We start from the raw sequence: 25,258 nt of genomic DNA on the forward strand, positions 1-25,258 counted from the left end.
TTAAGTTTCCGAATCTCCTAATTCTAAATCTAAGGATAACTGTTCAATAGCAGGATCTAAATGGGTTTTTTCCCGCTTGGAGACATAATCAACTAGCTTAACCCAGTCAATTTGATTATCTTTCATAAAATCCCGCATAAATTCTTGTGTCATTTGATTAATTTTACTGGAATAGATAGTTTTAAAAATTTCATCTTTTTTCTGAGCTTCTATATCAATCGGGACAATCATTTGTTGATACAGGCTATCATCTTCTGAAATAAAATTCCAAAAATCTTGACCTGCATATTTATAGTAGGTTTTATCTGGATCTTGATCTGTCTTTAAAGGATTTTTGTCTTTTCCATAGATACAACCATTAACCGCAATAATATCACAAGTTTTCCCTTGGTCTCTCAGCCTAGCTTTAGCTTTCTTAAAGTTATCCTTCATCCGATTAATTTGATCAGAATTACCCCAGTTTATTCCTGATTTAATCCCCACAATATAATAATTCCCTTCTCGCTCAAATTCTAAATCAACACTATTTAATGTTGACTTAAAGCCACTATAAAGAGTTTCGGAGATATAAATGGCAAAGCCTTCTAATAAATGACCAAAGATTGTTTCTTCTTGAGAAGACAGAAAAGCATCAACTATACTTTTCACAAAATCACCAGCTAGTTCAATATTCTTGGCTTTGAATAAATAAGGATTTTTACGCTTGAGAATATCTTTAAGTTTAAGATTATTCAATTTTTCAAATCTTTTATTATAAAAAGGAGTCAAAACCTGATTAATTAGATAATCATTATAAATTTGATAATTTTTTTGACTCATGGTTAAATTTGTTATATTAGCATCAATAGAAAGAAGAGAATCGGTTGAGACAGTTTCGATAACTGAGTCTTGATTTTGAAGATTAAATTCTGTTTTGTCAAGATTAGATAAGGCTAGATTAAAATAGTCTTCTTGAATCTCAATGCCTAAATAACTTCTCCCTAACTCTTTAGCTGCGATACAGGTTGTTCCTGAACCGACAAATGGGTCTAATACCAGATCATTCGGTTCAGTAAATAATTTAATAAACCATGATGGCAAAGACTTAGGGAAAGCAGCACTATGATTTTTATTACCACATTCTGTGGCTAAATGCAACACATTTGCCGGATAAACCCTTGTTTTTCCTAACCAATTTGAGACATTTTTTCCAAAGCCACTCTCGACTTTAGAATTATCTCGAATTTGATCCGTTTCACTCAAATTTTGGAGGCGAGTTTTTGCCCAATCTCCCATAGGAACCATAACTTGTTCTTGATACATTTTAAACTTTTTTTGCTGATTAAATTGTAAACATCGTTCCCACGCATCCCGAAATCGATTTGGCCATTTACCCGGATAACTATTTTTCTTATGCCAAATATATTCTTCAGTCCATAACCAACCTTGTTTTTGCAGTTCTAAAATAAGTTTAATCACATAATTATGTCGTTCACCATTCACAACCTTTTCTTTGATATTTAAAATAAATGTGCCATTTAATTTTAAGACTCTCTTGATTTCAGCCGAAATTGGCAAAAACCAGTTGACATATTCATCGGGATGAATTCCGCCGTAGGTTTTTGAACGACTATCCGCATAAGGTGGGGATGTAACTACTAAATCAACCTGATTATCAGGTATCTGCTTTAATACATTTAAGCAATTACCCAAAATAATTTGATTATTCCAGTTAACGGGGATTTCCTGACTCTTCAATTCTAATTTAGAATACCCAGAATCTCCCGCTATAACATTGAAGGTTTGTAAATGATATTCAGGTTGCACCGAGTCTTGCATATTGATTTTAATTATGCGGATGATTGATTTTATACACTGGAATCAAAGCTAAATTTAATGAATCCACTTTTTTAATTTACCAGAATTGATTCCGTTTGAACACTAAACCCAAAGATTCCTGCTAAATTAAATTCTTTTACATTCTGACTCAAAAATTTTTCTCGGAGTTGGTTCTCTAAAAATAGGCGATTTGCCATATTAAAATATAATCGAGTTACTCAGGAATTACAATAGAATACTTAATCTCAAAAATCTATCTCTGGCAATATGCACATTATTTTATTTTTGTCAATAGCGATTACAAATCTTTATACTCTGTAATAATCTGAAATGTTCTTTGAGGAGGAATCAGTAAGGGGATTTGGGCAGATATTATCCCTAAATTCACGGTAGAATTAGCTAAATTAACAGCAAATTGAGACTTGTAGCCCTTTTCTCCAATTTTTTACAAAAAACAGCCATTCTGAGATCTTGACAAAAATTTTACATCTTCGGTCTCAACCTGTCAACCCCCTGATTTTTCGTAAAAAATTTGAGAATAATTTGCAATAATGGGGTGCTTTACAGTTGGTTACAATCTCTGAATGTTTTAAATTTAAAAATACTCCACCCTTAAACATTGATTTTACTTATCTATAACCCTGGAAGCAGGGGAGATTATACTGTTTAAAAATAATATAGCGCTACGCATTACAGTTAGAACATTTCTAAATCCTGAAACCCTTTCACTTCTTACTGTTCCCTGTTCCCTGTTCCCTGTTCCCTTGCGCTATAGGTTTTGAGAATGCCCGTTTCAAGCTAAAGTAAGAGACGTTGCTCTATTGGTTAGCATGATTGAAGTCGAAAAGTTGTGTAAAACCTACGGTTCTACTGTAGCTCTGCGGGATGTTTCCTTTGCGGTGGAACCGGGGGCAATTTTGGGATTTTTAGGGCCTAATGGGGCGGGAAAAACAACCACCCTGAGAATTTTATCAGCCTATCTTCCGGCAACGAGTGGAACTGCAAGAATTGCCGGGTTTGATGTGCATGAACAATCAATGGATGTGCGACAACGAATTGGATATTTACCCGAAAATCCGCCGTTGTATCCTGATATGACTGTTGAAGGATATTTGCATTTTGTGGCACAGATTAAACAAGTTGTCGCAGGCGATCGCCAAACCAATGTTGAAACAGCAATGGCAAAATGCGGATTATTAGAACGACGAAAATCTTTAATTCGGAAATTATCGAAGGGCTACCGTCAACGGGTCGGAATTGCTCAAGCGATTGTTCATGATCCCCCTGTCATTGTATTAGATGAACCTACCGTTGGCTTAGACCCCCGACAAATTATTGAAGTGCGGAATTTAATTAAAAGTTTAGCGGGAAGTCATACGGTAGTGTTGTCAACGCATATTTTACCGGAAGTTAGTATGACTTGTAGCCAAGTGGCGATTATTAATCGCGGTCAAATTGTGGCAACGGGGACACCGGAAACCCTGATGGAAGAGTTAACAGGGGGGTCGGGATATGAAGTAGAAGTCGAAGGAGAAATCACGGCGGAAACATTGGTCACGTTAAATCAGATATTCGGGGTGAAAGCCGTAGAACAATTAAAAACTTCGGTTGATTCTAATCGCCATTGGTTGCGGTTGAGTTGTGAACCCGATCAAGAACCGGCTCCTGAAATTTTAGCGCGGTTAATAGCATCGGATTTAAACGTGTATGAACTGCGGCGCACTCGTGCGAGTTTAGAAGATGTATTTTTAGAGTTAACAACCCAAAACCCGGCTCCGCAAACCGACTCGGAGTTGATAATAAATACTGAAATAGAAGAAGAGATAACTTCAGAACCTGAGAATCAGGAATCTGAAAGTATAGAAGTGACTGACTCTCCAGCCGAAAACTTAAAATCTGACCAGGAGGATCAATAATTATGTTAATGATTCTGAACAATATTCTGGCAATTTATCGTAAGGAGTTACAGGGATATTTTGCCTCTCCCTTAGCATACTCAATTGCGGGAGTCTTTTGGCTGATTACCGGATACTTTTTTATTGCGCTTTTATTAGGGCCAGAGGGGTTAATTCAGCAAGTTGCTTACCGAGATCAAATGGGAATGACTGACCCGCCGATTGATTTACCCTACGAATTTTTACAAGTCTATTTGCGTTTGATTGGAACGTTATCTTTATTTATATTACCGATGTTGTCGATGGGGTTATATTCGGAAGAACGCAAACGGGGAACTTTGGAACTGTTAGCGACTTCTCCCCTCACAAATTGGGCGGTCGCAACGGGGAAATTATTAGGGGTACTAACGTTTTATTTCACGATGATTTTACCATTGATGGGATTACAAGCCTTAGCCTTGAGTGTTTCTAATCCTCCCCTTTCTCCCGAAGTATTTTTCCTCGCTCATCTAGGATTAATTCTATTTGCGGCGGGGGTTTTATCCTTGGGAATGTTTATTTCTTCCCTAACCGATAGTACAATTTTATCGGCGGTGTTTACCTTTGCTCTAATTTTATTTCTGTGGTTAATTGATTTAATTGGGAGTGGTGTGGGGGGAATTTTAGGAGAAGCCTTAAAACAGTTATCTCTGATTTCCAGTTATACCAATTTTATTCGAGGAATTTTTGATAGTAGTAGTATGGTTATGTTAGCCACTTATATTGTTTTAGGGATATTTCTAACCGCCCAATCTATTGATGCCTTACGTTTCCAACGGTCTTAAGAGGAACTATTAATCCTGATCACTCCTAATTGATTTATAGCAACCGCTCCTGGCAGTTAGGACATAGATTGATACTCAAACCTAGACGGTTAACTCTTTTCCTTCCTGTTCCCTGTTCCCTGTTCCCTGTTCCCTGCTATATGACAAAAACCCAATTTAGAATCAATCGTCAATTCCTTAAACTCCTATTTTGGCTTGGCCCCTGTTTAATCGTGATGGGGTTATCGGCGGGTATTGTTATGGGAAGTTGGGAACCCATCCCCTTAATTTTAATCATTACAGGAGTTGTGGTTTTAGGGTTATGGTTTTTATTTCAAGCTTATTTTAAACCCCAGAATTCCTCTCAAACTCCCTATTGGAGCCGCCGTTCTACCCAAGCGGGAACAAATGCTTTCGCCTCTACGATATCAGTCTTGATTATTTTAGGATTGATTAATTTTATTGCGATTAGAAATAACCTCAGAATTGATTTAACCGAAAATCAACAATTTACTTTATCTCCCCAAACCCAAACCTTAGTCAAAACCTTCAAACAACCTGTGAAAGTTTGGGTTTTTGACCGAGGAGAAAATCCTCAAACCCAAGAATTATTAGCGGACTATGAACGCATTGGGGGTCAAAATTTTCAATATGAATTTGTAGACCCCCAAGCTAAACCGGGAGTCGCTCAACAATTTGGGGTAAAAGAATTTGGAGAAGTTTATTTAGAGTTGGGAGACAAACGACAACGGCTGCGGAAAGAATCGTTAGAACCGTTAACGGAATTAAAACTAACGAATAATCTGCAACAGTTAGTCAGTAACCGCGCCCCCAAAGTGTATTTTCTGCAAGGTCATGGAGAACGGCCTTTAAACGAAGGACAAGGAGGATTATCAGAAGCGTTAAAGAGTTTAAAAGAAAAGAACTTTATCGCAGAACCGTTGAATTTAGCAGAACAAACGGCTGTTCCAACGGATGCAGATGTAATTATTGTTGCTAGTCCTCAACGTAAATTGTTTGAGGGGGAAGTTAAAGCTATAGAAACCTATTTAGAGCAAGGAGGTGGGGTTCTATTCCTATTAGACCCGCAAACAAATCATGGTTTAGATAATTTATTAGAAAAATGGGGAATAAAAGTTGATACTCGTCTGGCTATTGATGGGTCAGGAAGTGGCCGTTTAGTGGGGTTAGGGCCGACAGTTCCGATTGTGCGAGAATATGGTCAACATCCAATTACTCAAGATTTTGGTAATGGAATTTCAATTTATCCCTATTCCAGTCCCGTTGAAAGTCGCACCCTGGATGGGATAACCGAAAGTCCGTTAATTTGGACAAATGATCAAACCTGGGCGGAAAGTGACCTCAAAAGTCCTGAACTTCAGCTTAACCCCGGCGTAGACCGACAGGGCCCCCTCTCCTTGGGGGTAGCGTTAGCTCGCACGGGGAAAACAGCCGAGAATTCAGATAATAAACCCTCACCGACCCCAGAGAAACCGGAAGCCCGGTTAGTGGTATTTGGAAATTCACAATTTGCCACTAATGGATGGTTTGGTCAACAATTGAATGGAGATGTGTTTCTCAATTCTGTCAGTTGGTTGAGTCATTCTGACCAAGAAACTTTATCTATTCGTCCTAAATTACCCACCAGTCGCCGCCTAGCAATTACTCCAACTTTAGGACAAACTCTCAGTTGGTTAGGGTTAGTGGTTTTACCTCTATTTGGGTTTGGAATGGCTGTGTTTTTATGGTGGAAAAGGAGGTAATTGTTGACGGTTGACGGTTGACAGTTGACAGTTGACAGTTGACAGTTGACGGGCGGGTTTATTAAGAAGAATTACGAATTTATAATTCGTAATTCGTAATTCGTAATTTAACTACAGTTTATGAAATTTCAACGTTCAACCTTAATTTTAATGAGTTTAGCCTTGGGTTTGGCGGGGTTTGTTTATGTGTTTGAAATTCAGGGAAAAACACAACAGCAAGAAATTCAAGCCAAACAACAGCAAATTTTCTCCTTTGGTAAGGATGAGATTCAATCTTTTACGGTGACAACTCCTCAACAAACGATTACAGTGGAACGAGTAACTAATGCGGATGAGTTAAAACAATCTCCTTGGAAAATTATAGCACCAACGCCATTTTTAGCAAATCCGGCTTCGGTGGATTATCTGTTGATGGAATTATTGAAAAATCAAAGTATTCCCTCTGATCCTAATTCGGGAATTCAGAAGTTAACCGTTTCACTGGATAAACTTAAGGATTATGGGTTAGATACGGTAACGGATAAAATAGAAGTCAAACTCAAAAATAATACAACTTATCAATTACGCTTCGGGAAAAAAGATTTTCGCGGAGAGTCTTTATATGCTCAAATTAACTCCCCCCAACCCTCAGCAAAAGAGGTGACGGTTTTAGTCATTTCTGGTGATATTTTATCCGCGATGAACCGTCCTCTGGAGGAGTGGAAACTTCCCCCAGAACCTCCCGAACAGCCTAAACAAACTCCAACTCCAACTCCATCAGCAACACCCTAATAATTAGCTGAAAGCTATAGCTCTACGCACTCTTAGAATAATGAATTGGCTCACAACCCTAATTAGCTAGAGTTATTAGATAGCGATCGCTTGCTGATTTCAAGTATAGCCTATGTTAAAATAGAACTTAATTATAAAAAAAATCAACTTTAAACACCGTGAATTTAGAACCTGAAACCTTTTCAGTGGAAGTCGCCAGTCGATTTGCTCAGTTTGGCTTACAATGTGTTTTTCAAGAATATCCTCATGTTCATTGCTACTGGTTAGAAAGTGATGCCGATTTAATTCCCCATCGACAACTAAATCCTGCCTTTTATGGCTGTTTAGATTGGCATTCTGCGGTTCATAATCATTGGATGTTAACTCGGTTAATTCGCTACTTTCCAGAAGCCGATTTTGTCTCCTCTGCTAGGGAAATTTTTAATCAAAATCTCACCCCTAAAAATATTAAGGCTGAAACGAAATTCTTACAATCTCAACCTCGATTTGAATGTCCCTATGGGTTAGCTTGGTTCTTACAATTGATGGCAGAACTCACGGAATGGGAAGATGAACAAGCTCAAGACTTATTAGAAGATTTACACCCCTTACAAACCATTGTTATCAATAATCTCCACAACTGGTTATTAACACTATCCTATCCTAATCGTACAGGATTACACAATCAAACCGCTTTTGCTTTAGGATTAATTTGGGATTGGGCAAAAATTACTCATTATCAACAGTTATTAGATGAAATTGAATATAAAGCTCGAAAATTTTATCATCAGGATTACAATTATTCTCTCCATTGTGAACCCTTGGGTTATGATTTTCTCTCCCCTTGTTTAGCAGAAGCTGATTTAATGCGACGGGTGCTTCCGGCGTCTGAATTTGCAGAATGGTTAACTATTTTTTTACCCAAACTTCCTCAAGAATTTAAAATTGATGGGTTTCATCCAATTACAGTTAATAATCCTGAAGATTACGGACAATCGCATTTTGATGGGTTAAACTTGAGTCGGGCGTGGATGTTAGACGGGATTATCTCAGGTTTATCTCCAGGGGATAACCGAATTCCCGCCTTAGAAGTGGTGGCAAATCTTCATCGCCAAGTGGGTTTAAATCCTGTGTCGGGCAATTTTTATGGAGGAAGTCATTGGTTAGGAAGTTTTGCTGTTTATTTAGGAACAAAACGAGGACTAACTCTCAAAAATTATTGACAATTCTGATTTTACTAGACTCATTAAATCTTATGTGCCATGACTGAACTTAGACAGAATCTAATTACAAGAGATTGGGTGATTATTGCGACTGAACGAGCTAAACGACCTGATGAATTTTCTAAGATTGAAACATCGCTTATTCCTATTCCTCATTATCGTTCTAATTGCCCTTTTTGTCCAGGAAATGAACTGTTAACCGGAGGTCGAGAACTGTTACGGTTATCGGATGATTTAGAATGGCGAGTCCGTGTTGTTTCTAATAAATATCCCGCCTTATCTCCTGAAGGTGAACGAGTCCGAGAAACCGAAGGTATTTTTAGAGCTTTATCAGGGTTTGGATTTCATGAAGTTGTCATTGAACACCCTCGCCATGATTTAACAATGGCATTAATGAACGTCCAAGATTTAGCAAATATTATTCGTGTGTATCGCAAACGTTATATTGATATTCGCCAAGATTCTCGCGTGGAAACTGTTATTATCTTTAAAAATCATGGTCGAGGTGCAGGAACTTCTTTAGAACATCCTCACTCACAAATTGCCGCCATTCCCATTGTTCCCTATCAATGGCGTGACCGCGCACGGGAAGCGATTCGCTATTATGATGATACCGGAGAATGTATTTTTTGTCGAACTTTAGCAGAGGAATTGCAAGCAAAAGAACGCATTATTTTTACCAGTGAACATTTTGTTGCTTTTATTCCTTATGCGGCTCTTTCCCCCTTCCATACTTGGATTTTTCCCCGTCGTCATACTTCCTCCTTTGATGAAATTACCGAAGTAGAAATTTTAGATTTAGCTAAAACCTTAAAAACTGTCCTCGCCAAACTTTACTATGGGTTAAATAATCCCGATTATAACTATACAATTCGTTCCATTCCCACCGCAGAACAACGCACTGATTATTCCCATTGGTATATTGCTTTAATTCCCAGAGTCTCTTTATCCGCCGGGTTTGAACTGGGAAGTGGAATGTATATTAATACGGCTTTACCGGAAGAAAGTGCTGAATTTTTACGTTCAATTGAAATTCCTCCTGATTCTAGTTTAGACAAACATTAAAGTTTATTTTCCACAAACGCTTAATTTTCCAGCCTTCCAAATTTAAAATTAACTCTATAATAAGATAGAAAAAATCCCAGGTTATAGGTCTATAGATAGAAGCTTAATTTCCCTCTTTTCATAGAGGCTTTTTCAAAAAATAGGTGCTAAATTATAAAAATAAAGTTTTAAAAAAGGCTGTATTCCCTTAACCCGGAATACTCTTTAACTATCCCACAGACAGGGAGGTCAGCATGACTCATAAAGTGAATTGTCCCTATAAAGATAACGAAAGTCTTCAGAAACTTCCTTGCGACTTTCTTCCCCATCCCTACAACAAAAATGTGATGTTTTGTCAAACCTGTGGGGGGAATGAATATGATATTCGAGACATTGGAGAAAAACCAGTTACTCTTAAACAGAAATCTTCAGAAGATTCATTCTGGCCATTGATGGGCGTTATTCTTGTGTTATTAATTGGATTAATTCGGGTGGCGAGTCAACCCCAAGCCATTGAGACAAATCTCAATCCCCCACCTATCGAACAAAGTCGTTTATAGCTTAATTTCTAGCAGTAGAGGTGATTAAAATCATCTCTACCTTTTGTTAATTAGAAGAGGCAATTTCCGCTAATTCTAACCACCGTTCTGTAGCATTATCAATCTCTTGGGTAATCATTTCTACCTGGTGATGTAAGTCTTGAACTTTAGACACCGCCCCCGGAGGTGCGTAATATAATTGTTGTTCTAAGTCGATTTTCTTCGCTTCTAACTCAGCAATTTTTGTCTCTAACTTTTCATATTCTCGCCGTTCTTTAGACGATAATTTCCGTTGTCCGCTTTTATCCCAAGAATACCGTTGAGACTTATCCGAATCTATACCCAAAGCAGTGGTTTTTTCTTCGGCTTTCACCGTTTGACGACTTAACTCTAACTCCTCCGCTTTTTTATAATCTAAATAAACCGAATAATTCCCCGGATATTGTCGTAAAACTCCCCCAGCTTCAAAGGAAAAAATCGTTTCTACTGTCCGGTCTAAAAAATAGCGGTCATGGGAAACTACAATTACACAACCATTAAAATCCTCTAAATAATCTTCTAAAACCGATAGGGTTTGTACATCTAAATCATTGGTCGGTTCATCTAAAATCAATACATTGGGCGCACTCATTAATACTCGTAATAAAAATAACCGTCGTTTTTCGCCTCCTGAAAGTTTATTTAAGGGCGCATATTGTTGATTAGGAGGAAACAAAAACCGTTCTAACATTTGAGAGGCGGTAATCTGGGTTCCATCTGCTGTTTTAACATATTCTGCCACTTCTTTTAAATAATCAATCACACGCTGATTTTCATTCATCGCCGCTAACAAATCTTCTGAATGTTGGTCAAAATAACCGATATGAATGGTTGACCCAATTTCTAATAATCCTGAATCCGGTTGAATTCGACCTGTAATCATATCCAATAAAGTTGATTTACCGACCCCATTTCCCCCAATAATTCCTAAACGGTCATCGGGATTAAAACTGTAGGTGAAATCTTGAATTAAAACCCGATTATCATAAGATTTAGACACCTGATTTAATTCAATAACTTTCTTCCCAATACGACGACCTGGAGTTGAAATTTCAACTTTTCCCTGGAGTTGTTTAAACTCTAGGTCTTGCATCCCTTCAACCCTTTGAATTCGGGCTTTTTGTTTTGTACTTCTCGCCTTTGGCCCTCGTCTTAACCATTCTAATTCTCGACGCAAAACCCCGCGATGTTTGCGCTGTTGACTAACAGCAATATCCTCCGCTTCCGCTTTCTTTTCTAAATAATAAGAATAATTTCCAGAATATGTAAATAAATCCCCTCGGTCTAATTCTACAATCCGATTTGTTACTTGGTCTAAAAAATAGCGGTCATGGGTAATTAATAATAAAGCTCCGCGATAATTTTTTAAATAATCTTGTAACCATTCAACGGACATTGCATCTAAATGGTTCGTGGGTTCATCCATTAATAAAACATCGGGTTCAACTAATAACGCCGTTGCTAAAGCAATTCGTTTGCGATATCCCCCAGATAACTGTCGAATCGGAGTATCAAAATCTTCAATTCCTAATTTTGTTAAAATAATTTTAGCCCGGTTTTCCAATTCCCAAGCATTGGTCGCATCCATTCTTTGAGTCACCTGGGAAAATCGGGTTAACAGTTGGGAATCTTCAGGATGTTTTGCTAATTTGTGGGAAAGGTCTTCATACTCTTGAATTAAGTGCATTTGTTCGCCACTATCAGCAAAAATTTGTTCTAAAACAGTACGATTTTCATCTAAATTAGGTTGTTGGGGTAAATAGATCACTTTTGCTCTGGGATTAACCCACAGTTGTCCAGCATCAATAGATTCCTGTCCCGCAATCATTTTTAATAAGGTCGATTTTCCCGACCCATTAATGCCAATTAAACCTACTTTATCCGCCGCATCTAAACTAAAAGAGGCTTCTCGCAAAATTTCTTTAGTTCCAAATTCTTTTTGAACGGATTGTAATGTAAAAATAGACATGATTTTTAAGAGTTTTAAAATAGATGAATTCAGCAGACTCAATTAATTAACAGAAATCTAGTATAATTATACTATGAAATAGTCGAACTGAAACGGATCACAATAGGTGAAGTATGACACCCACAAGTTTACTGTCTCGAATTTCCATTGATCCTAACATTTGTTTTGGAAAACCCTGCATTCGGGGTCATCGAATTTGGGTTTCTCTCATCTTAGATTTTTTAGCCAGTGGAGTTACCCTTGAATCCCTCTTAGAGGAGTACCCTGGAATAGAACGTGAAGATATTCTAGCTTGTATTGCTTATGGCGCTGAAATGTCGCGTGATTGTTATGTGGAAATTCCGGTTAGAACTCGCTAATTAGTCGTAAAATGAAAACAAAACTTGATGAAAACTTAGGTAATATTCGTGTTGTAGCACGCTTACGTTTAGGAGGTCATGATGTTGAAACCGTCAGAAGTCAAAATCTGAGTTCAACGGATGATTTAAGCTTAATTGAAATTTGCCATCTTGAAGAAAGATGTTTAATTACTTTGGATAGAGGGTTTAGCAATTCTTTCCGCTATAATCCCTCTAATTATTCAGGAATTGTGGTTATCCGTTTACCTTCTCAACCTACCCCACAAGATTTGGATAAGGCAATTGATACCCTAATTAGCGGGTTAGAGGAAGCAGAATTAGAAGGTAAATTATGGATAATCCAAAAAAACAAAATTTGGGAATATCAACCCTCACAAGAGTCTGAACCCTAACGGTTATTCATAACTCATTTCTGCCAGATTTCCTAAATTGAATAAAAACGGAACCATGCTTTTATTATCTCCATTCATAATTAACACTTTTGGCATTTGAGAACCTCCCTGTTTCCAGGCTTCAATCGCTTCTTTTTGTAAGACTAATTGCCCTCCCGTTGCTTTCAAAGTTTCTGCTAATAAACGTTGTGCTTCCGCCGCTCCTTTTGCCCGATTAATATCAGCTTGAGCTTGTTGTTCTGCTTCCTGGGCAATATAAACCGCCCGTTTTGATCTTTGTTCAGCAATTTGTTTTTCTTCAACTGCCTTAGCAAATTCAGGAGAAAATGACAAATCAACTACACTGGTATCTAATACAATAATTCCATATTTATCTAATCGTTCATTTAGGGCTTGATCAAAATCTGATTTCAATAATTCCCGTTGAGTAATTGCTTCTTCAATCGTTCGTTTTGCTGCGGCAATTTTAAAAGATTCTTGGGTTTGGGGAGCAACTACTTTAGAAACAACATTTTGTAACGTTCCCTGTTCTCGTCTAATTCTAACTACTTGTATCGGGTCAAGCCTAAAGTTAATGGCAAAACTGGCTGATAATTGTTGTAAATCTTTAGTAGAACTTTGGGCGGGAACTTCAAATTTCTGCACCGTTAAATCATAAATGTCAACATTAGAAACTAAAGGGGGCTTAAAATGAATTCCTTCTAATAATACCCCATCCTTAGCTTTTCCTAAAATACTCAATACTCCCGCTTGGCCAGGGTTAACAATCACAAAGGAATTGACTGAAATCAATGCCACTATTGCTAAGGCAATTCCTAAAATAATACCTGTTAAACCTGCTTGAGGTTCTGCTCTTTTCATAAGGTTCACTCCAATTGATAAACTCATTATAGCGGGATTTACCCAATATGAACTATAACAAGTCATTTTTTAGAGTTAATCATCTTGATCAGGATCGTTTACAAAATTTTCGTTGTCGGGTTTCTTCTAAATCCTGCCAATCATAACCATAATGACTAAACGCATTAATTTGAGGAATTGTTGCAGAAATATTAACCATTTGTTGTTCTAAAGAAGGGCGATTTTTGATCGATTTTCCCCAGTCTCCTGCTAAGGCTGGGATAACTTGAGTTCCTGGGAGAGCTTGCTGAATCACTTGCTGCACTTGCGCCGTAATACAGTTAACTTGACCACAAACCGCATAGGACATTGGATGCCATTCAATTGATGAGGAAAATTGATCCCAAGGCTGCATTCTGGAGTCAAAACCCATCCCTCCTATTTTACGATTTGCTTCAGGAAAAAACACTGCTCCCGCAGGAATTCCTTGGCGTTGAATAGGTTGGGTTGCTAGGGCTAAAAAATCTAAAACCCCCTGTCTGGCATGGGCAACACTGAGCCGCCATAATTGTAATTGTAGGGTTTCTCCCATTTTGGGAATAGAGGCTAAGGTTTTCCATTGTTTCTCATCTGGCCAATAGGGTTTATCCTTTTCATCGGGATGCTTTTCATTCACAGCTTTAACATCATTTTCAGTAATAAATCCTTGCTGTATAAAACGCTGCATTAAGTCTTTCCCTTTTTGACTACTAGCCCGATTTAAAAAGGCTTGTTGAGAGGCTTCTCCATAAATCCATAAATCTTTAACTTTGGTAGCAACGGACTCTCCTCCTAACCCTTTAGGATAGCGAACATAATCAAATAAAACGCCATCTGGACGACGTTGTAAGATAGTATTTAATAAGGTTAAATAATCTTGTCTAGCAGTGGGGTGATAGGGATCAACAAATCCTTGATTGACGAAACTTTCCCCATATTCGTCTATTTTCGTTTGGTCAATAACTGCGGTTGTGGTGGTTTCTCCCTTACCATTGCGCGCCAAAACTGAATTTTTATCAGGTTTTAAGGTATAGGTATAACCATAATTTAACATAAACATCCAAGCATAAACTTTTAAGCCCCGTTGTCTACCTTTTTGGATGGTTTCTGCTAATAAATCTTGGTTTTCCATTCCAGGCGATCGCATTGCCGATGGCCAAGCAGTAGGATTTTTCCCAGAAGGTAATAAGACTTGACCATCATAAAATACTTCTAAATAAACCTTGTTATATCCTCGATTAATAATATTATCTAAAATCCGATCAATTTCTCCGGGTCGAGTATCACAGGGATATAATCTTAACCAAATGGCTTGATTTTTAGGGTTAATTCGTTGACGACATTGATTGATTTGTTGGGCGTGTTGAGTTAAAATAGTATTATAGTTTTTTATCCCTTCAGGATTTCCGGTTAAGGCAGTTTGTCGTAAACTTTCTTTTTGTGCGATCGCTTGCGGAGATAATTTACAATAGGCTAAGGTTTGAGAACGGGCTAAGGAAACTAATAGCAAGGGATTCAAGGAAAAACCTATCAAACAACTGAATAAGAAGCTAGAAAAACGGCGTTGATGAATCATTAAACCAAACATAAATTCTTACAGGATTTCATTATATTAAATGATTCACAACATCCTCAAAGACATCCGTAGGAAAAAAGGGTGTTGAGGGTTGACTTTTGACTAATAACTGATAACTGATAACTGATAACTGATAACTGATAACTGATTACGCTCCTCGGTTAACAGCCATTTCCACTTGTTTAAATTCCTGCGCCAAACGTTGTTTTAACTTATCAGGGATAGGACGGTTGGGGTAGGAGCTATAATGACCTGCTAAGGCATCGAGGGCCGTTCGCATCGTGGTAAAGGAACTCAGGGAGGTCACCGAACTATCCCGACGGTAACGGGCAATAAATTCGTTAATCACCTCACGCGCTTGGCCTTGGGCTTCTGCTTTGTCCGGCGCATCTTCAGGTAACATAATCGCGGTTCTTAAGCTATCGACAACGGCTAAAGTATCTTGAGGATAATTACCTGTCAACATTCCAGTGGTAGTCCCACTGCATCCGACTAAAGTAATGGCAGCTACAAGAACAAGAGCTAACAGGCGAGAAATGTATTTTTTCATGATCTTGATGAGAACTGGCATTAAAAATTATAGTCAAAATCAGGATCTATCCCCAGACCAAAATAGATTTTTATTCATTTCTGCCTATTTCCCGTTAACAATGGGGGATGATTATTACAAATAGGGCTTTAAAAAAGTTTCAACTTCTGTTAAGGTGGGTTGGGCAGCAATAGCACCGGGTTTTGTTGTCGTTAAGGCCCCGACTGCACTGGCAAATCTCACAATTTCTTCAGCTATTTTAGCATAATTAATCGATTCTAATCCTAATGTACAGAATTGATCAAGAATTCCGGCGGTAAATCCATCTCCGGCTCCGGTTGTATCTGCTACATTCACAGAAAATGCGGGTATTCTTCCTGAATTTCCTGCCAAATAATAGGCACAACCTTGTTCTCCGGCGGTGATAAATACCCCTTGAATTTGTAACTGTTGAGCGATCGCTTCTGGTTCTATCGTATTAAATAATAATTCTGCTTCTTCATTGGTTAATTTCAGAAAATCAGCATTTTGAACAATATTTAAAATCAGTTCAATTGCCTGATCAGGATTTTCCCAAAACACGGGTCGCCAGTTAATATCAATAAAAATTTTAACCTGATAATTTTTTGCCAACTGAATAGCTTTTAAAATCGCTTGTTGACTTTCTGGATACGCTAATTCTAAGGTTCCTAAAACTAAATATTCTGCGGTTTTAAATAAATTCTCTGGAAGTTGTTCAGCTTGTAAATAGGTATCGGCAAATTCCCTTGTATCTCTATCTCCAAATCCAGCAAAACTGCGATCGCCCCCTTCATCTCTAACCACATAAACAATTCGAGTCGGTGCGCTAGAATGACGTTGAACTCCTGTAATATTAACCCCAGTTTTCGTTAATAATTCCACTAATTGATCTCCGGGTGTATCTTCCCCAATACATCCCATAAACGCCGTCGGAATTCCTAATTTAACTAATCCACAAGCGGTATTAGCGGGGGCACCTCCGGGGTAATCTGTCCACAATTTAACCTGTTCTAACGGTTGTCCTAATTCATTCGATAACCGATCAAACAACATTTCACCCATACAAATCACTTGAGGATTATTCATAATTTTCCACAATAATAAACATTCTAAACTATCGTAGGGTGCGTAAGCAACGCGCACGCACCATAAACCCCATCTGGCATTTTCCGATTAAGATCAGAAACCAGGTTTCTAGACCAATATTTTTCTATTGTCATACTAAGTGTAACAAAGTGAAGCGAAGTATCTTAGAGATATTGGTTTCTTGCAGATTAGTATTTGATAGATTCTTCATTTCGCTAACGCTGCATTCAGAATGACAGGAACAAGTTTTAGAATCTTTTCTATTGTCATACTGAGCTAACGCTCCATTCAGAATTACAGAAACAAGTTTACCTAGCAATACTTTACATTGATTTAGGCCCACCTGCTCCACACCAATTAAAATCAGGATTGAAGTTGTCACTTGACAATTTGAGTACAATAAACTATAGTTTATACAAACTCAAAGTTTTATGTCTAAAAAAAACATCCTAACCCAGATATTGAAAAAGCCTTGAAGTATGCTAAACAAAATGGATGGCGTATTGAAGTGGGTGGATCTCATGCTTGGGGAAAAATTTACTGTCCTTATAATAACAACGATTGTCGCTGTGGAGAATTTTGTATTGTCAGTGTTTGGAGTACCCCTAGCAATGCAGGCAATCATGCTAAACAAATCCGTCGTGTGATTGATAACTGCACCGTTCATCATCAAGCACAAGAGGAAGAGGAAAATTAAAAAATGCTAGAATATGATTTTATTTTAAACTTTAATCTTCCCGATACTCAGGTCAATGTCTGTAATTATTTAGAGACTTTAGCAACAGAAGGTTGTGATGATGCCTTAATTGGAATTGGGAAAAAAGGAAGAATTGCTCTCAATTTTATACGAAAATCACCATCAGCAACAGAAGCGGTTTATAGCGCAATTCGAGATGTAAAACGGGCTATTCCCCAGGCAGTTTTAACTGAAGTTAGCCCGGATTTTGTTAGTTTAACCGATGTTGCTAAATTGCTCGGATGTACCCGGCAAAATATTCGTAATTTGATGAGCAAGGATGAACTAAAATCTCCAAAACCTATCTATGGGGGAACTCCTTCGATCTGGCACTTATCAGATATATTGAACTGGTTATATGAGGAGAAAAATTATCGAAATAGAATTGAGCCGAATTTATTAGAATTATCTAAGGTTAATAAAGATTTTAATATTGCTAGGGAGTGGGAAACAGTTGATTCTGAACAAAAGCAAAAAATGATTGATTTTTTTAGCCAAATTTCTGCTTAATTGCTCATTTCTTTTTTCTTGTTGCTAAGTTCTACCTAGCAATACTCTAATCAGGCTCCGCCTGCTGTTTATCGGAGGCAGAGCCTCCTGAACAAGGTTCCCAGGTTCTACCTGGGAACTAGGGAGAAACGTCTCTACAGTCATTAAAATTGCTAAGTTATACCGAGAGAAATGTCTTTACAGAATTCGTTATGTCTACGAAAGTAATGCTGCTTTCTTTTGCTCAAATTCTTCTGACGTGATAATGCCTGCATTTTTGGCATTTTCTAGTTGCTTTAGTTTTTCAGCAAAGGTAATCTCTTTCTGAATTTGGGCAGCTTTACGATCAAACTCCTCTTGACTCAAAATTCCCGACGCCAAAGCTGCTCGAAGTTGAGACAGTTTACTATCCAGTTCGGCATGGGATGACTGAGCCATTAATTCAGCTTTTTTGTTTTCATACTCATCCTGACTTAAAATACCAGTTTCCAAAGCCTTTCTGAGCTTTAGCAATTTCTCATTTAGATCACTATTCTTTTGGGTATCCTGAGCTTTATTTTCGATTTCTATTTTTTTTGCTTGATAGGCTACTTCATCAATAAAACCCTGGTCGAAAGCATCTTTTAGCTGCTTCAGCTTTTCTTGTATAGATTCTTTCTCTTTTAAAATTGTAACTTCTCGTTCAGATTTTATCTGTGCTTTAAAGATGATCTGTTCTTCTATAAATTTCCAGATATCTCCTTCTATCTTTTTAGCCCATCCCGTTGCTAATCCGCTCCCAATAATACTAACACCTCCAGTCAGCACGGCGGCAACTCCACCAGCCACTAAGTTGCTAGCCCATTCTCCCGTTCCGACTTCAACAGAAAAGTCATTTGGCTGTCCCAAAATCAAAATCGTAAAAGCTCTAGATGCTCCGACTGCTTTTCTCCAGCCTTCTGTTTTCTGAGCCTGTAAGCACCAAGAGCCTTCAGCTTTATTTGATTGGACTTCATATCCTTGATCTAAAAACCAGGATTCGATCTGTTTATTTAAGACATCTAGATCGCAGTTTTTATCTCGATAGGTTTTCTTTGTCATAATTTAACATCCTCTCGATCTACTGGGGTTAATTCCTCATATCTTCAACAATGATACCCTAAATGATATTACAGTGCTACACATTTCCTAACTTTAATGCTTTATTGTTGCCAGATTCTACCTAGCCATGCCTTTTAGCAGACTCTACCTGCTGTTAACGGGAGGCAGAGCCTCCCTGAGTGGGTTCCCAGGTAGAACCAGGGAACCAGAGGAAATTAAACAATATAAGGAGAATCAATCGCTTGCGCCCGATTAACAGCCACTAACGTTTGATAGAAAATCGCCGCAATTTCCGCACGGGTGACATCTCTTAACGGATTAAATACCTCTTTTTTCGGGTAATTAACAACCATATTTAATTCCGTTGCTGTAATCATGGCATTAACAGCAAAAGCCGGAATTTGAGCACGGTCAGTATAAACACTTAAACTATTCGAGGTTCCCCCGGTTAATTTCAACCCATTCACTAAAGAAACAATCCCTTGAGACCGAGTTAAATTTTGATTGGGTCGGAAGGTTTTATCAGGATAACCTGATAGAAAACCCCCCCGATTTGCCTTATCAATGGCTTCTTTCCCCCAAAAATCCGCCGGAACATCGGTAAAGGCGATGGCTTCTCGAATAGGGGTGAGTGTAAACGCTTTCATTAACATCGCGGCGTGTTGGGCGCGAGTTAAGGTCGCATCGGGTTTAAATGAGCCATCGGGGAACCCGCTAATAATTCCCATCTCTGCTAACCGTTCAATAAATGCTCTCGCCCAATGAGAACCAATATCGCTGAATTTTGCCCCCCCAGGAACCGGAGTCGGTGTGGGACTGGAGCCAGGAGTTGGGGTTGGGGTGGGGGAGGGAGTCGGACTTTCATTGGCGCTAAATTCAATACTTCCTAATGTCCGAGTCGGGTTAATTTGATTTCCCACTGAAACTAAGGTGAATTTACTGGCATTTTGCACATCATATTTGCCATTATCAACAAACACATTCCCGCCATTATCTTGAGGGTTGCCCATATCCGGGGTAGAATCAGCAATTACGGTTAATCCATCTTGGAGATTCTTCTTAACTTGATTTTTCCGTAATACAGGTTTAGATTGTCCTGATAACACCAGACCAGAACGGTTTTCTAAAATTTCGTTTTCAATAATTAATGGGGCGGCAGAGGCTTGCACGGCGATCGCATATCCGGTATTTTGGAATTTATTCCCCCGAATTTCTCCTTTCGCATTTCCCGCTAAAGCGATACCATTGCCAACATTTTCAATAAAATCACTATTCAGCACCGCAGGAATAGCTGTTCCCGTTGCAAATAACCCTTCTCGTTTAGATTTTGATAAAGTACAACTGGCAACGGTACAATAAACGGATTCAGCCCAGATTCCTGTTCCTCGCGTTTGCTGATTGGTGATACTCAAACCCTTGACCGTCGAGTTATTTTGCATCAAAATCGTAATATTCTGAGACGCTGCACTGGGACTGGTAAACGTACCACTCCCCACAATCATTACATCTTTGCCTTTTGTGGCTTCGTTCCCGACGATTGTAACTCCCGATGGCACAATGAAGGGAAATACTTCCCCACTGGCTGCGTTATAGCTTCCTGGGGCGACTTGAATCAGGGTTCCTGATTGGGCACGACTAATCGCTTTAGCAATGGTTTTCAAGGGGTCAGATTGACCACCTGTGGCGGAATCATTGCCTGTGGCAGAATTAACAAATAAGGTAGCAGATGCAGCCATCGGTACAGTTTGAGTCACGACTTGTAGAGTTCCTTTAACGCGAGTAGGACTAATAATATTTCCAAAAGAAGTTAAGCTGGCAGTTCCGGCATTTTGAATATCAAAACCGCCATTATTGCGAATTGTATTTCCCCCTGGAGTTTGTACTGTTCCTAAGTCGGGTGTGGCTTGATTCATAATCACAACCCCATCGCCGCTATTGCGTTCAATGAGGTTTTGACGCAGAATGGGTTTAGCGTGATCGGCAATTAATAATCCAGAACGATTTTCTACAATAGCATTATCTCGAATTAAGGGAGCCGCTTGATCTTTAATGGAAAGACCATATCCGGTATTTTGAAAGGTATTGCCTTGAATTTCTCCTTTGATTTCCCCTTCAATAGAAACCCCATACCCTTCATTTTGAATAAAAATACTATTGAGAATTTGAGGATTTCCTGCACCGACGGCATAAACCCCTTCTCGTTTGCATCGGGTTAACGTACAGTTAGCAATAATCGGAGATTGAGATTCAATCCAAATGCCTGTTCCTCTGGTTTGAATATTGGTGACGGTGACGCCTCGCAATTGGGCGTTATTTTGCATCAAAATAGTAATATTTTGACTGGCCGCACTGGGACTGGTATAAAGTCCATTGCCTTCGATTAAAATCCCACTGCCTTTCCCTGATTCATTGCCAATAACAATTACCCCAGAAGGCACATTCAGAGGGAACGCTTCACCACTGAAACTGTTATAAGTGCCCGCTTCGAGGTAAATCGTTGTTCCCGACTGGGCTTGAGACAGGGCTTTTTTTAAGGTTTTAAAGGGGGAATTTGACTCCCCGGAACTGAAATCGTTTCCAGTGGCGGGGTTAACGTAAAGAGTTACCATAGTTGTGTTAATGATTAAACCATTTGCACTTGATTCTAAACTTCAGTTACAGTTACCGGGTTAGGGATTCGGTCAAAAAACCGGAAAAACTTAATTTATTTTAATATTGTTCTGTTGGTTACAGTCTTAGAGGGTTTTAACCTTTACGGGTTTGAGGCTGAAGATGGGCATAGCCCATCCTACTTTGGGTTAACTGTTATAGCTACGATTTCGCCATTTAGACAGTTGAGATTCTCCAAAGGAAGCTAACCCTTGCAATTCTACAACCCGTTTTTGCAAAACGTTAATTAAATTATCTTGTTCTTGCAAATAGTTTTTGAGGGCATCATAATTAACCGTTGGATTCGTGGTTTCTTGCTGTTGTATTTTAGTCGAAACTAAATCCGCTAATTTTTGTTCCAGTGTCGCCAGTTGAGTTCTTTGGTTTGTACAAAGATATTCTAACTGCTTATAAGTTTCCGCCGGAATACTGTGAGCTAATTTTGCTTCTAATTCGGTAATCTTCTCCTGTTTCATTTGGAGTTGAGCTAGAGAACTATTGCTTTCATGGATTTCTTTTTCCAGAGCTTCAATCTGCTGATTTAATTGCCCTTTGGTGTTTCGTTCCTGTTCTAACTCCTGTTGCAAGGCTTGGTGAGTTTCTGCTGGAATAGCGGCGGCTAATTGTTGCTCTAATTCTGAAATTCGAGTTAATTGAGTTTCTAATTGAGTGATCGTTGATTGTTGTTTTTCAGAGGCTTTTTGTAAAGCCTTATACGTTTTTGAGTCAACCGTTTGTGTTACTTTTTGTTTGAGTTGAGCTTGTAAATCAGCAACAGTTTGTTTTAGCTGTTCTGCTTCTTGTTTTAAGGCTTCGTAGGTTGCAGAAGTAACGGTTTGTGCCAGTTGAGCTTCTAACTCCGATACCCTAGCGAGTTGTTGCTGTAAATTTTGAATGGTATTCGCCTGTTCTTCAATCTGCTGTTTTAGCTCGGCTTCCTTAGTCGAGGGTGCAGCAGATTCTACATTAACGGTTTCTGTTGTTTCCGAGGAAGTAGAAGGGGTTGTTTCTTTTTGTTCTGTCCCATGGTTTAACTTCTCTTTAGCAAGATGTTCAAATAACTCGGATTTTGATAATCCTAATTCTTTAGCCATAGCTTCTACTTGTTGAGCAGAATCAGCCGTTAAAGAAACCGTAACTTTTACTTTGTCACTAATGGCAGAAGTAGGACGGGAAGTAGAAGGAGTGCGTTTTTTTCTATTAGTGGACATGAGACTATATTCCTTAAAAATTTCACTTAAGAGCCCAGAATTTTAGATTTTAAAGGTTTGAGAGAGAACTCAACCCCAAATCTAAAAGCATTTATCCCAAATTTATGGATTGGATGGCGGTAGACTTTCGGTGGAGGATAGATGTTTGTAGGGGTTTCAGCTTTAATATGCTGTTAAACCTAACCCCCCAAAGTTGCTAACTCAATAAACTAAGTCAACAGGAGGGTTAGGTTAGATTGGGTTGTGGCGGGATGTTACCTTATCCGTTTGCCTGCTGGTTCAAAACACTGAAGTCTTGAATTCCTGTTCAACATTATCCTGCAATAGCCTACATTTAGAAGTATAGGGCGGTGCAGAGACAAAAAAGTGTAAATTTTGTGAAGAACAAGAGGGCGGGTCTGTGGAGTAGGCGTCCCGCCTGCTAACGGTCTATGGAAAAAAGCAGGGTCGCTGATCTGGGAGAGCAGCAGGAGGGCGGGAATACAGCCATCATCGCTCTCAGCAGCCCAAAGCCAAAAAATGATGCTAAAAAATTTTAATGCTATATAGTATAAGTATTAGTTTATGTTTCTTGTGGGTGTTCACCAGAATTAGCCTATTATTAATTATTAAAAAATCATGCCAAAAACTTTCAACGCTATTTTAAAAAACAATTCTATTCAATGGCTGGATCAAACTCCCGACATCAATTTAGAGAGTTCAGTTAAAGTTAAAATCACTTTTTTAGAAGAAGTATCTACATCGGAAAGCAAGTCTAATGGTAAAAAAATGACTGAAGCTTTAAATAAATTATCAAAAAACAATGTCTATTCTAAAATTAATCCTCAAAAATGGCAACAAGAAATTCGTCAAGATCGTTTGCTTCCTAATCGAGATTAAAGTATGTTACTTGATAGTAATATTATCATCTATGCAGCCCAATCTGTAAATGTTTTCTAAACATTCCCCCTGTAGAGACGTTGCATGCAACGTCTCTACAGGGGGTTAGGGGGGATCATCGTGGTTCGTTTATAATTAGATTTCATATTACATATTTCCCAAAAATAGAAGACAATTTAAACATAATTTTATCCTGTTTTATTTTAGTAACTAAATACCGTTGTTGTAAAGATTGTAACCCATTAATTAAATCCGTTGATGATAACTCTACACTTTCTCTCAATGTTTCTCTGGATAAGGGTTGCTCAAATTGACTTAATTTTAAAACGATTTGTTGTTCAATAGGTGAGAGTCGGTTAAAGAGTTGGTTAAAATGCGATCGCATTTCTTGAGTAATTACTAATTCATTCTCAGCTAAAAACTCAGCAACATCACCATCAAAGATATTTTTAATTGAAATAGCAATACTTTTTAAATAAACGGGATTTCCTTCATATAAATTAATTAATGTTAACCAACACTCGTCATTTTCTAATCTTTTATTATTCAGAATTTCGAGATCATATAAACCGGATAAATCTAAACAATTAATCGGATATAAGTCGTTATCTAAACATTCCATTTCTGCACATTTTTCTTGACTGATTAAAATTAAACTGCTCTGATGTTCGGTTTCTGTTATCAGGGTAAAAAAGTTTTGATAACTGTGATATTCCGGTTGATATTGTCCCGCAAATTCACCCGGAGTAAAGATATTTTGAACATCATCAAGGATAATTAAACATTTTTTATTTGTGAGAAAATCTAATAATTCTTTGAATTGCTCATCTATAGTCTGTTTTTCTTCGGGTTTAATAATATTCAATAAATCCTTAACAAGTAAATCTAAGGGTTTAGGATATTTTAAACTTCTCCAAATAATTACCTCAAATTGTTCTAAGTTTAAATCAATAAATCTTTTAACTAAAGCTGTTTTACCCATTCCCGATAATCCTAATACTGAGATTAAACGACTATTTTGTTTAAATATCCAATTAGAAAGGGTTTTAAGTTCAGTTTCTCGGTTATAAAAATTTATTATTTGAGGAGCTAGGGTTAAATAATGTTTAGCTTTTTTATTGTTTTCAATAATACTATTATCTGGATTTTTTGATTGATTTGGCGAGGGATAATTAGGACAATAATTTATTTGGTTGTTTTCAAAATTAATAATTTTAACTTTATGAGAATTTATCACTCTTTCTATAGTCCAACAAAAATTAGATTTATTAATATTTTCTCCTAACTGTTCAGATAAAATTTTAAATAAATTCCTACATTCATCACCAATATAACCCTCATCATAATCATAAATGTCTGCTATTTGCTTATAAGTTTTACCTTTAAATACTTCTTCAATAATCTTTTTTTGCAGATCATCTAAATGCTTCTCTGTCTCAGAAAATACTAAGCTATCTACAAATTGTAAAATTTCTGTAACAGTCATAAAAGTTAAATGGTGTAACACTTTTAGTCATTATAACTCAATT

23 protein-coding genes are annotated in these 25,258 nt (G+C 37.9%); 12 read left to right on the plus strand and 11 right to left on the minus strand.

Annotated elements, in window-relative coordinates:
* Together PL8927_RS18085 and PL8927_RS28860 are read right to left on the minus strand one after the other, a co-directional pair.
* Nucleotides 1–1,818 carry a PmeII family type II restriction endonuclease gene (locus PL8927_RS18085; protein WP_083624367.1) on the minus strand — a complete coding sequence of 606 codons (1,818 nt, stop codon included), beginning with the start codon at nt 1,816–1,818 and terminating at the stop codon, nt 1–3.
* A 71-nt stretch (nt 1,819–1,889) separates the two neighbouring features.
* Nucleotides 1,890–2,015, minus strand: a complete 126-nt coding sequence (locus PL8927_RS28860; RefSeq protein ID WP_269322024.1) for a hypothetical protein — start codon at nt 2,013–2,015, stop codon at nt 1,890–1,892.
* 633 nt (nt 2,016–2,648) lie between these two features.
* Between PL8927_RS28860 and PL8927_RS18090 the strand changes: the two genes are divergently transcribed.
* From PL8927_RS18090 to PL8927_RS18120, 7 genes are all read left to right on the plus strand, one after another.
* Nucleotides 2,649–3,734, plus strand: coding sequence for an ABC transporter ATP-binding protein (locus PL8927_RS18090; protein ID WP_083624370.1), 1,086 nt, complete (start codon nt 2,649–2,651; stop codon nt 3,732–3,734).
* Nucleotides 3,735–3,736: 2 nt separating this feature from the next.
* Nucleotides 3,737–4,537, plus strand: a complete 801-nt coding sequence (locus PL8927_RS18095; protein WP_083624373.1) for an ABC transporter permease — start codon at nt 3,737–3,739, stop codon at nt 4,535–4,537.
* A 140-nt stretch (nt 4,538–4,677) separates the two neighbouring features.
* The gene (locus PL8927_RS18100; RefSeq protein ID WP_083624375.1) at nt 4,678–6,279 is read left to right on the plus strand and encodes a GldG family protein; all 1,602 of its coding nucleotides are present in this window, start codon (nt 4,678–4,680) and stop codon (nt 6,277–6,279) included.
* A 120-nt stretch (nt 6,280–6,399) separates the two neighbouring features.
* Entirely contained in the window at nt 6,400–7,050 is a 651-nt protein-coding gene (locus PL8927_RS18105) for a DUF4340 domain-containing protein (protein ID WP_083624378.1), read from the plus strand.
* 158 nt (nt 7,051–7,208) lie between these two features.
* Nucleotides 7,209–8,252 carry a DUF2891 domain-containing protein gene (locus PL8927_RS18110; protein WP_083624381.1) on the plus strand — a complete coding sequence of 348 codons (1,044 nt, stop codon included), beginning with the start codon at nt 7,209–7,211 and terminating at the stop codon, nt 8,250–8,252.
* Between the two features lie 39 nt (nt 8,253–8,291).
* Nucleotides 8,292–9,317, plus strand: coding sequence for a galactose-1-phosphate uridylyltransferase (gene galT, locus PL8927_RS18115; RefSeq protein WP_083624383.1), 1,026 nt, complete (start codon nt 8,292–8,294; stop codon nt 9,315–9,317).
* Between the two features lie 233 nt (nt 9,318–9,550).
* Nucleotides 9,551–9,856, plus strand: coding sequence for a hypothetical protein (locus PL8927_RS18120; RefSeq protein WP_083624386.1), 306 nt, complete (start codon nt 9,551–9,553; stop codon nt 9,854–9,856).
* A 46-nt stretch (nt 9,857–9,902) separates the two neighbouring features.
* On the opposite strand, the gene PL8927_RS18125 is transcribed toward PL8927_RS18120, so the two are convergent.
* Nucleotides 9,903–11,843, minus strand: a complete 1,941-nt coding sequence (locus PL8927_RS18125; protein ID WP_083624390.1) for an ABC-F family ATP-binding cassette domain-containing protein — start codon at nt 11,841–11,843, stop codon at nt 9,903–9,905.
* A 113-nt stretch (nt 11,844–11,956) separates the two neighbouring features.
* Here PL8927_RS18125 and PL8927_RS18130 point away from each other — a divergent pair, with 113 nt between their 5' ends.
* Both PL8927_RS18130 and PL8927_RS18135 read left to right on the plus strand, forming a co-directional pair.
* Nucleotides 11,957–12,202, plus strand: a complete 246-nt coding sequence (locus PL8927_RS18130) for a DUF433 domain-containing protein (protein WP_083624393.1) — start codon at nt 11,957–11,959, stop codon at nt 12,200–12,202.
* A gap of 11 nt (nt 12,203–12,213) precedes the next feature.
* Entirely contained in the window at nt 12,214–12,594 is a 381-nt protein-coding gene (locus PL8927_RS18135; protein WP_083624395.1) for a DUF5615 family PIN-like protein, read from the plus strand.
* A 3-nt stretch (nt 12,595–12,597) separates the two neighbouring features.
* Here PL8927_RS18135 and PL8927_RS18140 read toward each other — a convergent pair whose 3' ends face one another.
* From PL8927_RS18140 to PL8927_RS18155, 4 genes are all read right to left on the minus strand, one after another.
* Nucleotides 12,598–13,455 carry a prohibitin family protein gene (locus tag PL8927_RS18140; RefSeq protein WP_083624397.1) on the minus strand — a complete coding sequence of 286 codons (858 nt, stop codon included), beginning with the start codon at nt 13,453–13,455 and terminating at the stop codon, nt 12,598–12,600.
* An 88-nt stretch (nt 13,456–13,543) separates the two neighbouring features.
* Nucleotides 13,544–15,061, minus strand: a complete 1,518-nt coding sequence (locus PL8927_RS18145; protein ID WP_083624399.1) for a family 10 glycosylhydrolase — start codon at nt 15,059–15,061, stop codon at nt 13,544–13,546.
* A gap of 136 nt (nt 15,062–15,197) precedes the next feature.
* The gene (gene psb27 / locus PL8927_RS18150) at nt 15,198–15,599 is read right to left on the minus strand and encodes a photosystem II protein Psb27 (protein WP_083624401.1); all 402 of its coding nucleotides are present in this window, start codon (nt 15,597–15,599) and stop codon (nt 15,198–15,200) included.
* Nucleotides 15,600–15,713: 114 nt separating this feature from the next.
* The gene (locus PL8927_RS18155; protein ID WP_083624899.1) at nt 15,714–16,685 is read right to left on the minus strand and encodes a carbohydrate kinase family protein; all 972 of its coding nucleotides are present in this window, start codon (nt 16,683–16,685) and stop codon (nt 15,714–15,716) included.
* Between the two features lie 472 nt (nt 16,686–17,157).
* Here PL8927_RS18155 and PL8927_RS18160 point away from each other — a divergent pair, with 472 nt between their 5' ends.
* Together PL8927_RS18160 and PL8927_RS18165 are read left to right on the plus strand one after the other, a co-directional pair.
* On the plus strand, nt 17,158–17,382 hold the full coding sequence (locus PL8927_RS18160; RefSeq protein WP_197047467.1) for a hypothetical protein: 225 nt from the start codon (nt 17,158–17,160) through the stop codon (nt 17,380–17,382).
* A 3-nt stretch (nt 17,383–17,385) separates the two neighbouring features.
* On the plus strand, nt 17,386–17,931 hold the full coding sequence (locus PL8927_RS18165; RefSeq protein WP_083624405.1) for a helix-turn-helix transcriptional regulator: 546 nt from the start codon (nt 17,386–17,388) through the stop codon (nt 17,929–17,931).
* Nucleotides 17,932–18,126: 195 nt separating this feature from the next.
* Here the strand turns inward: PL8927_RS18165 and PL8927_RS18170 are convergent, their stop codons facing one another.
* The 3 genes from PL8927_RS18170 to PL8927_RS18180 form a co-directional block, all read right to left on the minus strand.
* A complete protein-coding gene (locus tag PL8927_RS18170) occupies nt 18,127–18,990 on the minus strand; it encodes an SHOCT domain-containing protein (RefSeq protein ID WP_083624408.1) in 864 nt (287 codons plus the stop codon).
* A gap of 215 nt (nt 18,991–19,205) precedes the next feature.
* Nucleotides 19,206–21,599, minus strand: a complete 2,394-nt coding sequence (locus tag PL8927_RS18175; protein WP_083624411.1) for a DUF1565 domain-containing protein — start codon at nt 21,597–21,599, stop codon at nt 19,206–19,208.
* Nucleotides 21,600–21,788: 189 nt separating this feature from the next.
* On the minus strand, nt 21,789–22,850 hold the full coding sequence (locus tag PL8927_RS18180) for a ribbon-helix-helix protein, CopG family (RefSeq protein WP_083624413.1): 1,062 nt from the start codon (nt 22,848–22,850) through the stop codon (nt 21,789–21,791).
* Nucleotides 22,851–23,468: 618 nt separating this feature from the next.
* Between PL8927_RS18180 and PL8927_RS18185 the strand changes: the two genes are divergently transcribed.
* Nucleotides 23,469–23,729 carry a hypothetical protein gene (locus tag PL8927_RS18185; protein ID WP_083624416.1) on the plus strand — a complete coding sequence of 87 codons (261 nt, stop codon included), beginning with the start codon at nt 23,469–23,471 and terminating at the stop codon, nt 23,727–23,729.
* A gap of 142 nt (nt 23,730–23,871) precedes the next feature.
* On the opposite strand, the gene PL8927_RS18190 is transcribed toward PL8927_RS18185, so the two are convergent.
* On the minus strand, nt 23,872–25,215 hold the full coding sequence (locus PL8927_RS18190) for an ATP-binding protein (protein WP_083624419.1): 1,344 nt from the start codon (nt 25,213–25,215) through the stop codon (nt 23,872–23,874).
* Nucleotides 25,216–25,258: the final 43 nt, after the last annotated feature.

The sequence above is a fragment of the Planktothrix serta PCC 8927 genome, from assembly GCF_900010725.2.
Lineage (GTDB): Bacteria > Cyanobacteriota > Cyanobacteriia > Cyanobacteriales > Microcoleaceae > Planktothrix > Planktothrix serta.

Bases quoted from the DNA above. Each gene is read 5' to 3' on its own strand.
- PL8927_RS18090 (WP_083624370.1), top strand. From the start codon at position 2,649: ATGATTGAAGTCGAAAAGTTGTGTAAAACCTACGGTTCTACTGTAGCT.
- PL8927_RS18125 (WP_083624390.1), bottom strand. From the start codon at position 11,843: ATGTCTATTTTTACATTACAATCCGTTCAAAAAGAATTTGGAACTAAA.
- PL8927_RS18165 (WP_083624405.1), top strand. From the start codon at position 17,386: ATGCTAGAATATGATTTTATTTTAAACTTTAATCTTCCCGATACTCAG.
- PL8927_RS18130 (WP_083624393.1), top strand. From the start codon at position 11,957: ATGACACCCACAAGTTTACTGTCTCGAATTTCCATTGATCCTAACATT.
- PL8927_RS18155 (WP_083624899.1), bottom strand. From the start codon at position 16,685: ATGAATAATCCTCAAGTGATTTGTATGGGTGAAATGTTGTTTGATCGG.
- PL8927_RS18170 (WP_083624408.1), bottom strand. From the start codon at position 18,990: ATGACAAAGAAAACCTATCGAGATAAAAACTGCGATCTAGATGTCTTA.
- PL8927_RS18100 (WP_083624375.1), top strand. From the start codon at position 4,678: ATGACAAAAACCCAATTTAGAATCAATCGTCAATTCCTTAAACTCCTA.
- PL8927_RS18105 (WP_083624378.1), top strand. From the start codon at position 6,400: ATGAAATTTCAACGTTCAACCTTAATTTTAATGAGTTTAGCCTTGGGT.
- PL8927_RS18085 (WP_083624367.1), bottom strand. From the start codon at position 1,818: ATGCAAGACTCGGTGCAACCTGAATATCATTTACAAACCTTCAATGTT.
- PL8927_RS18135 (WP_083624395.1), top strand. From the start codon at position 12,214: ATGAAAACAAAACTTGATGAAAACTTAGGTAATATTCGTGTTGTAGCA.
- PL8927_RS18145 (WP_083624399.1), bottom strand. From the start codon at position 15,061: ATGTTTGGTTTAATGATTCATCAACGCCGTTTTTCTAGCTTCTTATTC.
- PL8927_RS18180 (WP_083624413.1), bottom strand. From the start codon at position 22,850: ATGTCCACTAATAGAAAAAAACGCACTCCTTCTACTTCCCGTCCTACT.
- galT (WP_083624383.1), top strand. From the start codon at position 8,292: ATGACTGAACTTAGACAGAATCTAATTACAAGAGATTGGGTGATTATT.
- PL8927_RS18190 (WP_083624419.1), bottom strand. From the start codon at position 25,215: ATGACTGTTACAGAAATTTTACAATTTGTAGATAGCTTAGTATTTTCT.
- PL8927_RS28860 (WP_269322024.1), bottom strand. From the start codon at position 2,015: ATGGCAAATCGCCTATTTTTAGAGAACCAACTCCGAGAAAAATTTTTG.
- PL8927_RS18095 (WP_083624373.1), top strand. From the start codon at position 3,737: ATGTTAATGATTCTGAACAATATTCTGGCAATTTATCGTAAGGAGTTA.
- psb27 (WP_083624401.1), bottom strand. From the start codon at position 15,599: ATGAAAAAATACATTTCTCGCCTGTTAGCTCTTGTTCTTGTAGCTGCC.
- PL8927_RS18185 (WP_083624416.1), top strand. From the start codon at position 23,469: ATGCCAAAAACTTTCAACGCTATTTTAAAAAACAATTCTATTCAATGG.
- PL8927_RS18140 (WP_083624397.1), bottom strand. From the start codon at position 13,455: ATGAAAAGAGCAGAACCTCAAGCAGGTTTAACAGGTATTATTTTAGGA.
- PL8927_RS18175 (WP_083624411.1), bottom strand. From the start codon at position 21,599: ATGGTAACTCTTTACGTTAACCCCGCCACTGGAAACGATTTCAGTTCC.
- PL8927_RS18120 (WP_083624386.1), top strand. From the start codon at position 9,551: ATGACTCATAAAGTGAATTGTCCCTATAAAGATAACGAAAGTCTTCAG.